The sequence below is a fragment of the Pseudomonas sp. HLG18 genome, assembly GCF_051903985.1.
GTDB lineage: Bacteria > Pseudomonadota > Gammaproteobacteria > Pseudomonadales > Pseudomonadaceae > Aquipseudomonas > Aquipseudomonas fluorescens_BT.
Genome location: NZ_CP195831.1, coordinates 199,569 through 213,584, shown reverse-complemented (window position 1 = coordinate 213,584; position 14,016 = coordinate 199,569). Strand labels below are relative to the sequence as shown.

8 protein-coding genes and 2 tRNA genes are annotated in these 14,016 nt (G+C 61.4%); 8 read left to right on the top strand and 2 right to left on the bottom strand.

Translation table 11 applies throughout. From position 1 onward, the window contains the following. Window positions 1-15: 15 nt before the first annotated feature. From ACSPX5_RS01030 to ACSPX5_RS01020, 3 genes are all read left to right on the top strand, one after another. A complete protein-coding gene (locus tag ACSPX5_RS01030) occupies window positions 16-1,575 on the top strand; it encodes an AmpG family muropeptide MFS transporter (protein ID WP_169429127.1) in 1,560 nt (519 codons plus the stop codon). Window positions 1,576-1,690: 115 nt separating this feature from the next. Beyond that, window positions 1,691-3,406 carry a proline--tRNA ligase gene (locus ACSPX5_RS01025; protein WP_207866678.1) on the top strand — a complete coding sequence of 572 codons (1,716 nt, stop codon included), beginning with the start codon at window positions 1,691-1,693 and terminating at the stop codon, window positions 3,404-3,406. Window positions 3,407-3,423: 17 nt separating this feature from the next. After that, window positions 3,424-4,377, top strand: a complete 954-nt coding sequence (locus ACSPX5_RS01020; RefSeq protein ID WP_169429125.1) for a hypothetical protein — start codon at window positions 3,424-3,426, stop codon at window positions 4,375-4,377. Window positions 4,378-4,425: 48 nt separating this feature from the next. Here ACSPX5_RS01020 and dinB read toward each other — a convergent pair whose 3' ends face one another. Further along, window positions 4,426-5,487, bottom strand: coding sequence for a DNA polymerase IV (dinB, locus tag ACSPX5_RS01015; RefSeq protein ID WP_114881690.1), 1,062 nt, complete (start codon window positions 5,485-5,487; stop codon window positions 4,426-4,428). Between the two features lie 280 nt (window positions 5,488-5,767). Here dinB and ACSPX5_RS01010 point away from each other — a divergent pair. The 4 genes from ACSPX5_RS01010 (at window position 5,768) to ACSPX5_RS00995 (ending at window position 10,341) form a co-directional block, all read left to right on the top strand. Further along, window positions 5,768-5,844 (top strand) — tRNA-Met (locus ACSPX5_RS01010). Between the two features lie 210 nt (window positions 5,845-6,054). Beyond that, window positions 6,055-6,131: transfer RNA gene (locus tag ACSPX5_RS01005), tRNA-Met, on the top strand. A gap of 278 nt (window positions 6,132-6,409) precedes the next feature. Continuing rightward, a complete protein-coding gene (mprF, locus tag ACSPX5_RS01000) occupies window positions 6,410-9,049 on the top strand; it encodes a bifunctional lysylphosphatidylglycerol flippase/synthetase MprF (protein WP_169429124.1) in 2,640 nt (879 codons plus the stop codon). Beyond that, window positions 9,049-10,341 carry a virulence factor family protein gene (locus ACSPX5_RS00995; RefSeq protein WP_323159906.1) on the top strand — a complete coding sequence of 431 codons (1,293 nt, stop codon included), beginning with the start codon at window positions 9,049-9,051 and terminating at the stop codon, window positions 10,339-10,341. The genes mprF and ACSPX5_RS00995 overlap by 1 nt, the downstream gene beginning before the upstream one ends. Window positions 10,342-10,409: 68 nt before the next feature. Here the strand turns inward: ACSPX5_RS00995 and ACSPX5_RS00990 are convergent, their stop codons facing one another. Then, window positions 10,410-12,251: a potassium transporter Kup gene (locus tag ACSPX5_RS00990; protein ID WP_423815171.1), complete on the bottom strand. Its 1,842-nt coding sequence runs from the start codon at window positions 12,249-12,251 to the stop codon at window positions 10,410-10,412. A gap of 349 nt (window positions 12,252-12,600) precedes the next feature. Between ACSPX5_RS00990 and rimO the strand changes: the two genes are divergently transcribed. After that, a complete protein-coding gene (rimO, locus tag ACSPX5_RS00985; protein ID WP_007954955.1) occupies window positions 12,601-13,938 on the top strand; it encodes a 30S ribosomal protein S12 methylthiotransferase RimO in 1,338 nt (445 codons plus the stop codon). Window positions 13,939-14,016 lie beyond the last annotated feature (78 nt).

Here is a 14,016-nt window from a genome sequence, read left to right as displayed (position 1 = left end):
GGCAGACTTCAGCCCATGCCCCGTAAAACCTGGCGCGCCGCGCTCGCCGCCTATGCCAGTCCTTCGACGCTCGTGCTGTTGTTGCTGGGTTTCGCCGCCGGCCTGCCGTACATGCTGGTGTTCTCGACACTTTCGGTCTGGCTGCGTGAAGCCGGTGTAGCCCGCGAGACGATCGGCTATGCCAGCCTGATCGGTCTGGCCTATGCCTTCAAATGGGTCTGGTCGCCCCTGCTCGATCAATGGCGCCTGCCATTGCTGGGCAAGCTGGGTCGACGCCGTTCGTGGCTGGTGCTTGCGCAATCGCTGGTAATCCTCGGCCTGATCGGCATGGGTTTCTGCGACCCCCAGAAACATTTGTCCTGGCTGATCGCCATCGCCGTGATCGTCGCCTTCGCCTCCGCCACCCAGGACATCGCAGTCGACGCCTACCGCCTGGAGATCGCCGAAGACAACCGCCAGGCCGCGCTGGCCGCCAGTTATATGTCCGGTTATCGGGTCGCCGCCCTGCTCGCGACGGCCGGTGCCCTGTTCTTCGCTGAAGGTTTCGGCTCCACCGGGTTCAACTATCAGCATTCCGCCTGGACCGGCACCTATGTGCTGTTCGGCGCCTTGATGGTCCCCGCCCTGATCACCACCCTGCTGATGCGCGAACCGCCGGTACCGCTGCGTACCCAGCTGCAGGCCGGGCGCTACACCTTCATGCATCAACTGATGTCGGTGTTCGTACTGATCGTCCTGCTGGTATCCGTACCGGCCATGTTTACCCAGCTCTACAACACCGATTTCGCCAGTGTGCTGTTCGGCAGCATGAGCCCGCTGGACCTGCTGCTGGAAGACCGGGCGTTCCTGCGTGCCATCCTCTACACCCTGCTGACCGGTCTGTGCCTCTCGGCCATGGGTCGCCGTGGCCTGGCGCCAGTGCTGACGCCAGTCAATGACTTCATCCTGCGTTACCGCTGGCAGGCCCTGCTGCTGCTCGGTCTGATCGCCACCTATCGCATGTCGGACACGGTGATGGGCGTAATGGCCAACGTGTTCTACATCGACCAGGGGTTCACCAAGGACCAGATCGCCAGCGTCAGCAAGATCTTCGGCCTGATCATGACCCTGGTGGGTGCCGGGATGGGCGGTCTGCTGATCGTTCGCTTCGGCATCCTGCCGATACTGCTCATCGGCGGTGCGGCGTCTGCGGGCACCAACCTGTTGTTCGTGATGCTGGCGGACATGGGCCCGAACCTGAAGATGTTGATCGTGACTATCTCCCTCGACAACTTCAGTTCGGGCATGGCCACGTCGGCGTTTGTCGCTTACCTGTCCAGCCTGACCAATCTGAAATTCTCCGCGACCCAGTACGCGCTGCTCAGCTCGATCATGCTGTTGCTGCCTCGCCTCATCGGCGGCTACTCCGGGGTGATGGTGGAGAAGTTCGGCTACCACAACTTCTTCATGATCACCGCACTGCTCGGTGTGCCGACCCTGGTGCTGATCGCCCTGCACTGGTTCCAGGAGAGTCGCCGCGAAGGCCCGACGCCGACACCGGACCCCGTGCCGACGCCCGTCGCCGAAGAGTCGTAAGACATCTCGCACCCGGCGCAGGGTATTGCGCCGGCCCTGCGCTTCTGTACGTAGGCAGCTCTCGCCGGTACACTGCTCCGTCATTTCCAGTCATAGCAACCGACAACGGCCAACCATGCGCACCAGTCAATTTTTGCTCGCCACACAGAAAGAAACGCCTTCCGACGCGGTCGTCATCAGCCATCAGCTGATGCTGCGCGCCGGCATGATCCGCAAACTCGCCTCGGGCCTGTATACCTGGCTGCCGATGGGCTTGCGAGTGATGCGCAAGGTGGAAGCCATCGTTCGCGAAGAGATGAACGCCGCCGGCTCTCTGGAAGTGTTGATGCCGAGCACCCAACCCGCCGAGCTGTGGCAGGAATCGGGGCGCTGGGAAGAATACGGCCCTGAGCTGCTGCGCATCAAAGACCGCCACGGTCGCGATTTCTGCGCGGGCCCGACCCACGAAGAAGTGATCACCGATCTGATGCGCAACGAGTTGAGCAGCTACAAGCAGCTGCCGATCAACCTGTACCAGATCCAGACCAAATTCCGTGACGAAATCCGTCCACGCTTCGGCCTGATGCGCGGTCGCGAATTCATCATGAAAGACTCGTACTCGTTCCATGCGGATCAGGCGTCGCTGCAGATCACCTATGACCGCATGCACGAAGCGTACTGCAACATCTTCACCCGCCTGGGCCTGAAGTTCCGTCCGGTGGAAGCCGACAACGGTTCGATCGGTGGCGCCGGCTCCCACGAGTTCCACGTGCTGGCCGAGTCCGGCGAAGACGATATCGTCTTCAGCAACGGCTCCGACTATGCGGCGAACATCGAGAAGGCCGAAGCCGTACCGCGTGAAACCTCGCGCGCCGCGCCAAGCGAAGAGCTGCGTCTGGTCGATACGCCAGACACCAAGACCATCGCGGCCCTGGTGGAGAAATTCAATCTGCCGATTGAAAAGACCATCAAGACCCTGATCGTGCATGCCGAAGAAGAAGGCAAGCTGATCGCCCTGATCATACGTGGCGATCACGAGCTGAACGAAATCAAGGCCGCCAAGCAGCCAGGCGTTGCCAGCCCGCTGGTCATGGCCTCCGATGCCGAACTGCGTGACGCCATTGGCGCCGGCGCCGGATCGCTCGGCCCGCTGAACCTGCCGCTGCCGATCATCATCGACCGTTCGGTCGAGCTGATGAGCGACTTCGCCATCGGTGCCAACATCGATGACAAGCACTACTTCGGCGTGAACTGGGAGCGTGATCTGCCGGTTCCGACCGTAGCCGACCTGCGCAACGTCGTGGCCGGCGACCCAAGCCCGGACGGCAAGGGCACCCTGGAAATCAAGCGTGGCATCGAAGTCGGGCACATCTTCCAGCTGGGCAACAAGTACAGCAAGGCGATGAAGTGCGAAGTGCTGGGCGAGAACGGCAAGCCGGTCACCCTGGAAATGGGTTGCTACGGCATTGGCGTGTCCCGCGTGGTGGCTGCCGCCATCGAGCAGAACAACGACGAGAACGGCATCATCTGGAGCGACGCCCTGGCACCGTTCCAGATCGCCCTGGTGCCGCTGCGCTATGAAACCGAGCAGGTGCGCGAAGCCACCGACAAGCTGTACGCGGAACTGACCGCGGCCGGCTTCGAAGTGCTGCTGGACGACCGCGACAAGAAAACCAGCCCGGGCATCAAGTTCGCGGACATGGAGCTGATCGGCATTCCACACCGGATCGTGGTCAGCGACCGCGGCCTCGCCGAAGGCAACCTGGAATACAAGAGCCGTACCGAAGGCCAGGCGCAAGCGCTGCCGGTTGCCGACGTACTGTCCTTCCTGCAGGCCCGTATCCGCCGCTGAAACCAGATAGAGTCCTCATGTTCAAGCGAAACACCTTAGGCCTCGGTGGTGCCGCCCTGTGCGGCACCCTGCTGGTCAGCGGCTGCGCCAATCACATGTCACAGCGCAGCGAGCACGAAGAGCGGGTCGAGCGAAAGTTGCTCGATCACAGCCTGCAGATCGATGTCGGTGAGCCTAAGGTGCTTGAGCTGCCGCAGCGCCGCGTGAAGATCAACGAGCAGAAAACCTTCGAGGTCACCGAATACGAAGTGACCCGTCGTTATGACCGCTACACGCCTTACCAGCCCTGGCGCGAAATCTACGAGATTCCGCTGGGTGCCGTGGCGGTGGTGGCCGGCGTCGGCGCCAACGTGGTCAATGTGTTCGCTCTCGGCAACCTGCCGGACAGCGTGACCAAGGACTGGCTGAGCTACGGATTCGCCGGGCTCAATCCGTTCATGAACGTGCAGTCCCACGGTCGTGCGCAACAGAACCTGGCCGGTATCGATGAAGTTCAGCGCGACAAGCGCATGGAGTATTCGAGCCTGCCGTGGAGCGAGCGCCCGGTGCAGGTCAAGGCCGGCAAGCAGACCTTCGACATGACCACCGATCGTAACGGCGTGCTGCGTCTGAACCTGCTGGACAGTCCGTTCGCCGAAAACGATCTGAATCACGTGGGCAAACTGCAGATCAGCGTCGAAGACGCCAAGGATGACGTGCATTCCGACTCGTCCCTGACCATCAGCAGTCACCTGCGCGGCAAGCTGCTGGAAGCGCATGGCCTGATTTACGACGATCTGGAAGACGACGAAGTGAGCCAGTGGGTGCACCGGGTCAAGCGCCTGTCGGAACTGGGTCTTGAAGAAGAAGCCAGTGAGCTGGAGCAAAGCCTGATCGAGCTGACGCGCAACGATCCCGAGTTGCAGGCCGAGTTTCTCAAGTCTCTGACCAAGGATGCCGGGCGACTGGTGGCGGACCCTGGTCCGAACTGACAACACTTATAGAAGAGCCCGAACCTGTTTCGGGCTTTTTTATGCGCGCTACCGCTCGAACAACTCCATCTGCTCGAACCCGCCGCGCAAATCCTCAAGCCGCACCCCGACCCCGAGCAGTCGCACCGGTTTGCCACCGCGATTGAACGCCTGCGTCAGCATCAATTGATAACTGCCCAGATCCCGCCCTGCCCCGGCCTGCTCCAGCGTGGTCTGGGTGAAATCATGGAATTTCACTTTGACGAACGGCTTGCCCGGCCGATAGCTGCTGTCGATCCGAGCCATGCGGGTTTTCAGGGTCTCGAGCAATTCAGGAAGCTTGTCCAGGCAACTGCGCAGGTCGGGCAGATCGACGTCGTAAGTGTTTTCGACACTGATCGACTGACGACGACTGTCGTTATGCACCTGCCGCTCATCTATCCCACGGGCCAGACTCCAGAGTCGCTCGCCAAAACTGCCGAATTCGCGCACCAACGCCAATTTGTCCCACTCGCGCAGTTGCGAGCAGTCGTTGATTCCAAGCTTGCCCAATTTGTCCGCAGTGACCTTGCCAACGCCATGCAACTTGCTCACCGGCAGGCCGCTGACGAAGTCTTCGACCTGATCCGGGGTGATGACAAACAAGCCGTTGGGCTTTTTCCAGTCGCTGGCGATCTTGGCCAGAAACTTGTTTGGCGCGACGCCGGCGGAGACGGTGATGTGCAATTGATTGGAGACGCGGCGCCTGATGTCCTGGGCGATCCGAGTGGCACTGCCACCAAAATGCGCACTGTCGGAGACATCGAGGTAGGCCTCGTCCAGTGATAGCGGTTCGATCAGGTCGGTGTAGTCGCGAAAGATCGTGTGAATTTCCTTCGATGCCTCGCGGTAGGCGTCCATCCGCGGCTTGACGATGGTCAGGTCCGGACACAACTTCAACGCATGCCCGGAAGACATCGCCGAACGCACCCCGTAAGCCCGCGCCTCATAGTTGCAGGTAGCAATCACCCCGCGCCGGTCTGCCGAACCACCCACCGCCAGCGGTTTGCCGGCCAGACGCGGGTCATCCCGCATCTCGATGGCGGCGTAGAAACAGTCACAGTCGATGTGGATGATTTTTCGCTGAGTCATGGCAGAAAAGGAAACATGGCAAGCCGGACGGGCAGTATCTCACTGACACCTGTATATAGCACCAGTGGTATGAAGGTTCTTTTCCATCAGTAGGAAACTTCCTTTGAATTTATTTTCTCAATCGAAATTCACCACCCGATAGAGCTGAGACCCACGTCCTGCCTGACCTGCGGCCCCGCGAGCACCCTCCAAAAAGAGCTAAGCAATTGAACCAGAACAGATTTCACCCGGATACAAGGTTGACACCCCGGCAATTCTCTGTAGAATGCCGCCACACAGACGCGGGATGGAGCAGTCTGGTAGCTCGTCGGGCTCATAACCCGAAGGTCGTCGGTTCAAATCCGGCTCCCGCAACCAAACATCAAAAAAGGCTACTCGAAAGAGTGGCCTTTTTTGTGCGCGTCTGTTTTTCATTTGGCAATCATCCGGGCCAAACAGGAATTCGTTGCAATTCCGAAACTTACCCCCTCTTCTGCGGCGGATTGACGCGATTTCACACTTATTTGACCCTTCCCGGGATTATCGGTTGACACCCCGCCGTTCGCCTGTAGAATGCCGCCACACAGACGCGGGATGGAGCAGTCTGGTAGCTCGTCGGGCTCATAACCCGAAGGTCGTCGGTTCAAATCCGGCTCCCGCAACCAAACATCAAAAAAGGCTGCTCGAAAGAGTGGCCTTTTTTGTACCTGTGGAAAAAGTCCTTTCGCAACAATGATCTGTCATCGTGCAGTGAACCGTTCAGGATCGTCAGACCCGCGAGTTGCGACTATGCTTGAGTCGCAGGCAAGAGGTCTCCAATCCGAGACCTGCCCTCGCCGATACCCGACGAGAGGCGTAGTATTTTGTGATTATTTTTTTCTACAGGGATTGGTAACTTGGCTGGATACCCCCATCCTGTCGCGCACAATCCAAGAGGTGATTGATGCGCGCCAACTCGTCTGATCCACAAGACACCCTCACCGAGAATCCATCGATCAAGCCCGAGCGCATGCGCCTGCTGGATCGAATCAGCAAATACCGGCAACCGATCGGTCTGGCGGTCACGTTGCTGCTGTTCGCCATCGCACTGATCGCCTGCCGCCATCTGCTCAGCGAACTCGATCTCTATGCCTTGCACGACTCGATACTCGATGTGCCCAAGCCGGCCCTGCTGGGTGCTTTCGGTGCAACGGTCGTGGGTTTCATCATTCTGCTGGGCTACGAATGGTCGGCCAGTCGCTACGCCGGCGTGACCATCCCGCCGCGCACGCTGGCGCTCGGCGGCTTCACCGCATTCGCGATCGGCAATGCCATCGGTCTGTCGATGCTGTCCGGCGGCTCGGTGCGCTACCGTTTATATGCTCGGCTTGGCCTGGGCGCTTCGGAAGTTGCGCACATGACCTTGTTCGCCAGCCTGTCGCTGGGTTGTGCGCTGCCGCCACTGGCGGCGCTGGCTACCCTGAGTGACCTGCCGGCAGCCTCCCAAGCCCTGGGCCTGTCCGAGGGCCTGCTGGCCACGATTGCCTCTGCCGTGCTGCTGCTCGGCGCTATCCTGGCCGTCGGTATCTATCGTCGGCGCCTGCCGGAGCAGCCTTATCGCGACAACCTGCTGGTCAAGGTCGGCCGCCGCACCCTGCGCTTGCCGGGCCGACGCCTGACGTTCCTGCAACTGGTCATCACCGCCCTCGACGTGGCCGCTGCCGCTACCGTGTTGTACATGCTGCTGCCGGAAGCACCGCCATTCGGCGCGTTCCTGTTGGTGTATCTGCTGGCCCTTGCTGCCGGCGTGCTCAGCCACGTGCCGGGCGGGGTCGGGGTTTTCGAGGCGATTCTTCTGGCCGCGTTCGCCGACAAGCTCGGCGCGGCGCCACTGGCCGCCGCCCTGCTGCTCTATCGCATGATCTATGTAGTGCTGCCATTGCTGGTGGCTTGCGTGCTGCTGCTGATCAATGAAGGTCAGCGCCTGTTTCAAACCCAGACCATGCGCGCCGCTTCCGGTCTGGCGGCACCGATCCTCGCGGTGCTGGTGTTCCTGTCCGGCGTGGTGCTGCTGTTTTCCGGCGCGACACCTGAAATCGACACGCGCCTGGAACACATCGCCTACCTGATTCCCCATCGCCTCGTCGACGCCTCGCACTTCGGCGCCAGCCTGATCGGCGTGCTGTGCCTGATGCTCGCACAGGGCCTGCGTCGCCGACTGTCGGCTGCGTGGATGCTGACCACCATTCTGCTGCTGGTTGGCGCCCTGCTCTCGCTGCTCAAGGGTTTCGACTGGGAAGAAGCCACGCTGATGACCCTCACCGCCGCACTGCTGGGGGTGTTCCGCCGCTCGTTCTATCGCCCGAGCCGCCTGACCGAAGTTCCGTTCTCGCCGCTGTATCTGGTGGCCAGTCTGTGTGTGCTCGGCGCCTCGACCTGGCTGCTGCTGTTCGCTTACCAGGACGTGCCGTACAGCCATCAGTTGTGGTGGCAGTTCACCCTCGACGCCGACGCCCCGCGCGGTCTGCGCTCGCTGCTGGGTGCGGCGGTGCTGTTGCTGGTGATCGCCCTGACCTGGTTGCTGCGTACCGCCCGCCCGGTGATTCATCTGCCGACAGCGGACGAACTGGAGCGCGCCACGAAGATCCTGATGGCTTCCTCGCAACCGGACGGCGGCCTGGCCCTGACCGGTGACAAGGCGCTGCTGTTCCACCCCAACGACGAAGCCTTTCTGATGTACGCCCGTCGCGGCCGCAGCCTGGTGGCGCTGTACGACCCGATCGGCCCTGGTCAGCAACGGGCGGAAATGATCTGGCAGTTCCGCGACCTGTGCGACATCCACCACGCCCGTCCCGTGTTCTATCAAGTGCGTGCCGAGAACCTGCCGTACTACATGGACATTGGTCTGACCGCGATCAAACTGGGCGAGGAAGCCCGGGTCGACCTGCATCGCTTTGACCTGGATGCCAAGGGCAAGGAGATGAAGGACCTGCGCTACACCTGGAACCGCGGCACCCGCGACGGCCTGTCGCTGGAAATCCACGAGCCGGGCCAGGCACCAATGGATGAGCTCAAGGTGATTTCCGATGCCTGGCTGACCGGCAAGAACGTGCGCGAGAAAGGCTTTTCCCTCGGCCGTTTCAGCGACGATTACCTGAAGCATTTCCGCATCGCGGTGATTCGCTTCGAAGGCCGTCCGGTGGCGTTCGCCAACCTGCTCGAGACTTATAGCCATGACCTGGCCAGTCTCGACCTGATGCGCTCGCACCCGGACGCCCCCAAGCTGACCATGGAGTTTCTGATGGTCGGCCTGATTCAACATTATAAGAGTCACGGATACGCGCGTTTCAGCCTGGGCATGGTGCCGCTGTCGGGGTTGCAACCCCGTCGTGGTGCACCGCTGACCCAGCGTCTGGGCTCGATGGTTTTCCGCCGTGGTGAGCAGCTGTACAACTTCCAAGGCTTGCGCCGCTTCAAAGACAAGTTCCAGCCTGACTGGGAACCCCGTTATATGGCGGTGCCCGCCGGACTCGATCCGCTGGTGGCACTGGCCGATACTGCTGCCCTGATCGCGGGCGGCTTGACTGGATTGGTGAAACGCTGATGATTCAACGCTCCCTGAAGTACATCCTGGCCGCACTGATCGTGCTGGCCGTGATTGCCGGCGGCGGTTACTGGTACCTCAAACGCCCGGCACCGGAACCGACCCTTGAAAAGCTCACGCCGGCTGACGGCACTGTCATGACCCGGCTCATCCCCGGCACCAAGCCCAAGGCGCAGGTGCTTGTGGCGGTCGAGGACGACAAGAAACTCACCGACAATCAACTGACCACCCTGAGCCGCAGCGCCTCGGCGCAGATCGTTCAGGTGATTCTGCCCAAGGATTGCCTGCTGCAGAGCCGCGCACTGCAAAGCGGTCTGCGCGAACTGAACGGCCCGGCGACCCTGGTCAGCGGCATCGGCCCTGGCGCAGTGCTGGCCTGGCGCTGGCTGTCTGAACAGAAGGACGACAAGGCCCAGGCCGTGTCGGTCGACCTGGCGCTGGAAAAAGGTGGCTGCACCCACCTGCTGCCAAAATCCGCCGCCCACGGCCACTGGCTGGTGGCCTGGAACGACAACCCGGACGACACCAGCGCCGGTTTCGTGCGCGACCAACCGAACGCCGAAACCAGCATCAGCGACTACGACATCAACCTGCCGCAAGTGCTGAACAACGAACTGCGCAAGATTCTTGTCGGTGGTGACAAGGCGGCCGGCGGCCTGCAGATCCCGGTCGTGGAAGTCCCGGCTGGCCAGGCCAAGGACACCGTGACGCTGTTCCTGTCCGGTGACGGCGGCTGGCGAGATCTCGACCGCGATGTGGCCGGTGAAATGGCCAAGATCGGCTACCCGGTGGTCGGCATCGACACCCTGCGCTACTACTGGCAGCACAAGAGCCCGGAACAGAGCGCGCTGGACCTGACCGAACTGATGCAGCACTACCGCCAGAAGTGGGGTACCAAGCGCTTCATCCTGACCGGCTACTCGTTCGGTGCCGACGTCCTGCCGGCCATCTACAACCGCCTGCCGGAAACCGAGCAGCAACGCGTCGACGCAATCATCCTGCTGGCCTTCGCCCGCACCGGCAGCTTCGAAATCGAAGTCGAAGGCTGGCTCGGCAACGCCGGCAAAGAAGCCGCCACCGGCCCGGAAATGGCCAAGCTGCCACCGGCCAAGGTTGTGTGCATCTACGGCGCCGAAGAAACCGATGAGAGCGGCTGCACTGACAAAACGGCAGTGGGCGAAGCGGTGAAACTGCCCGGCGGCCACCACTTCGACGAGAATTACCCGGCGTTGGCCAAGCGTCTGGTGGATCTGATCGAGAAGCGTCAGGTCAAGGATCAGCCGGCAGAGTGATCTGAAGCGCACCAGCGAAAAGCCCCCGCCAGCCGCAAGGCTGACGGGGGCTTTTTGATGACGCCGGTTTACATCTCCACCTGCGTCCCCAACTCAATCACCCGGTTCAGCGGCAGATTGAAGAACCGCAGATTGCCGTTGGCATTCTTCAACATGAACGCAAACAGCGCTTCACGCCAACGGGCCATGCCTTCGAGTTTCGAGGCGATGACCGTTTCGCGGCTGAGGAAGTAGGTGGTGCGCATCGGGCTGAAGTCCAGGTCGTCCAGATGGCAGAGTTTCAGCGCCTGCGGCACGTCCGGCTCGTCGGTGAAGCCGAAGTGCAGGATCACCCGGAAGAAGCCTTCGCCGTGGGCTTCGACTTCGAAGCGTCGGGATGGTGGAACGCGCGGAATGTCTTCGTAGACCACGGTCAACAGCACAACCTGCTCGTGTAATACCTGGTTGTGCAGCAGGTTGTGCAACAGTGCGTGCGGCACCGCGTCGGAGCGTGCGGTGAGGAACACGGCAGTGCCCTGAACCCGGTGTGGCGGCTGCACGCGGATACTGCTGATGAAGATCGGCAGCGGCAGTGCGCCTTCGTCCAGACGCTCGACCAGCAATTGCTTGCCGCGCTTCCAGGTGGTCATGAGGATGAACAAGGCGATACCGGCGATCACCGGGAACGCACCGCCCTGGACGATTTTCGGCACGTTGGCGGCGAAGTACAGGCCGTCCACCAGCAGGAAGCCGATCAGCACCGGCACCGCCAGCACCGGTGGCCACTTCCACAGCAGCAACATGACGGCCGACACCAGAATCGTGGTCATCAGCATGGTCCCGGTCACGGCTACGCCATAGGCCGAGGCCAGTGCGCCCGAGGACTCGAAACCGATCACCAGCAACACCACGCCCACCATCAGCGACCAGTTCACCGCGCCGATGTAGATCTGGCCCTGCTCATCGCTGGAGGTGTGCTGGATGTACATGCGCGGGATGTAACCGAGCTGGATCGCCTGACGGGTCAGCGAGAACGCGCCAGAGATCACCGCCTGGGAGGCGATCACCGTGGCCAGGGTCGACAGACCGACCAGCGGAATCAACGCCCAGCTCGGGGCCAGCAGGTAGAACGGGTTGCGCGCGGCGTCCGGGTTCTCCAGCAGCAAGGCGCCCTGACCGAAGTAATTGAGCACCAGCGCCGGCAGCACCAACAGGAACCACGCCCGGGCAATCGGCTTGCGCCCGAAGTGGCCCATGTCGGCATACAGCGCTTCGGCACCGGTCAGCGCCAGCACCACGGCGCCGAGGATCGCCACGCCCATGCCGGCATGCACCATGAAGAAACGCACGGCCCAGATCGGGTTCAGTGCCTTCAGCACTTCCGGGGAATGGCTGATGCCATAGACGCCAAGGGCTCCGAGCACCAGGAACCAGGTGACCATGATCGGCCCGAAGAGAATGCCGATCCGCGCCGTACCGTGACGCTGGATCAGGAACAGGCCCACCAGCACCACCAGTGACAGCGGCACGACCCAGTGGTCGATGCCATCGAACGCCAGTCCCAGACCTTCAATGGCCGAGAGCACGGAAATTGCCGGGGTAATCATGCTGTCGCCGTAGAACAGCGCCGCGCCGATCAGGCCGCAAACCACCAGCAGCGAACGCAACGTCCTGCGCTTGCCCGCCGCCCGCCGTGCCAGCGCGGTCAGTGCCATGATCCCGCCTTCGCCCTGGTTGTCGGCGCGCAGGACGAACATCATGTACTTGATCGATACGACCCAGATCAGCGACCAGAAGATCAACGACAGAATGCCCAGCACTCCATCGTGATTGACTGGTACGCCGTAACCGCCGGAAAACACTTCTTTGAGGGTGTACAACGGGCTCGTGCCGATGTCGCCGTAAACTACCCCGACTGCCGCGACCAGCATGCTCAGCGGTTTTGCAGCCGAATGCTCGGCGCCCGCCGCCTGACTACTTGCCTGACCCATCCAACACTCCTGATTCTCGAACCGGCTTCTTTGAATGAAGCACTATGCTTTGTGGTGCAGCATGCGCTGTTTTACCTGTTGTTACAGACGTTTTGTTGACTGTAAAAAATCGGTAAAGCTTCACGGCGCGAAGCATAGCGCAGCACTCGTCGTATTTCCCTGCATAAAGCTGGTCAAGTGCGTTGCTCATCGCTAGAATTGCGCACTTTTTGATCAGAGGCGCGTTTCAAGCGCCCGTCCGTCGGCTTCCGAACCAGGCAAGCGACGTCACAAAACACCGAGGTTAGACATGTCCACCACTCCTGCGCCGGCCAATCCAAAGGTTGGCTTCGTATCTCTGGGTTGCCCGAAAGCACTGGTCGACTCCGAGCGCATCCTGACCCAGCTGCGCATGGAAGGCTATGACGTGGTGTCCACCTATCAGGACGCCGACGTGGTCGTGGTCAACACCTGCGGGTTCATTGACTCGGCCAAGGCCGAATCCCTGGAAGTCATCGGCGAAGCGATCAAGGAAAACGGCAAGGTCATCGTGACCGGCTGCATGGGCGTGGAAGAAGGCAACATCCGTGACGTGCACCCGAGCGTGCTGGCCGTCACCGGTCCGCAGCAGTACGAGCAAGTGGTCAACGCCGTCCACGAAGTCGTACCGCCGAAACAGGATCACAACCCGCTGATCGACCTGGTGCCGCCGCAAGGCATCAAGCTGACCCCGCGTCACTACGCGTACCTGAAGATCTCCGAAGGCTGCAACCACAGCTGCAGCTTCTGCATCATCCCGTCGATGCGCGGCAAACTGGTCAGCCGTCCGGTCGGCGACGTGCTCGACGAAGCTCAACGTCTGGTCAAATCCGGCGTGAAGGAACTGCTGGTGATTTCCCAGGACACCAGCGCCTACGGCGTTGACGTCAAGTACCGCACCGGTTTCTGGAACGGCGCGCCGGTGAAAACCCGCATGACTGAACTGTGCGAAGCACTGAGCACCCTCGGCGTCTGGGTCCGTCTGCACTACGTTTACCCGTACCCGCACGTCGACGAGCTGATCCCGCTGATGGCTGCCGGCAAGATCCTGCCGTACCTGGACATCCCGTTCCAGCACGCCAGCCCGAAAGTCCTCAAGTCGATGAAACGCCCGGCGTTCGAAGACAAGACCCTGGCGCGGATCAAGAACTGGCGCGAGATCTGCCCGGACCTGATCATCCGTTCGACCTTCATCGTCGGCTTCCCCGGCGAAACCGAAGAAGACTTCCAGTACCTGCTGGACTGGCTGACCGAAGCCCAGCTCGACCGCGTCGGCTGCTTCCAGTACTCGCCGGTCGAAGGCGCACCGGCCAATGACCTGAACCTCGACATCGTCCCGGACGACGTCAAGCAGGATCGCTGGGAACGCTTCATGGCGCACCAGCAGGCCATCAGCTCGGCCCGTCTGCAGATGCGCATCGGCCGCGAGATCGAAGTGCTGGTGGACGAAGTCGACGAGCAAGGCGCGGTCGGTCGCTGCTTCTTCGATGCTCCGGAAATCGACGGCAACGTGTTCATCGACAACGGCAGCAACCTCAAGCCGGGCGACAAGGTCTGGTGCAAAGTGACCGACGCCGACGAATACGACCTCTGGGCCGAACAGATCTAAACGCGAAAAATACGAAAAGCCCCGCTCTCTTTTACGAGATGCGGGGCTTTTTTACGGCTATCGTTTGTGAGGGGAAGG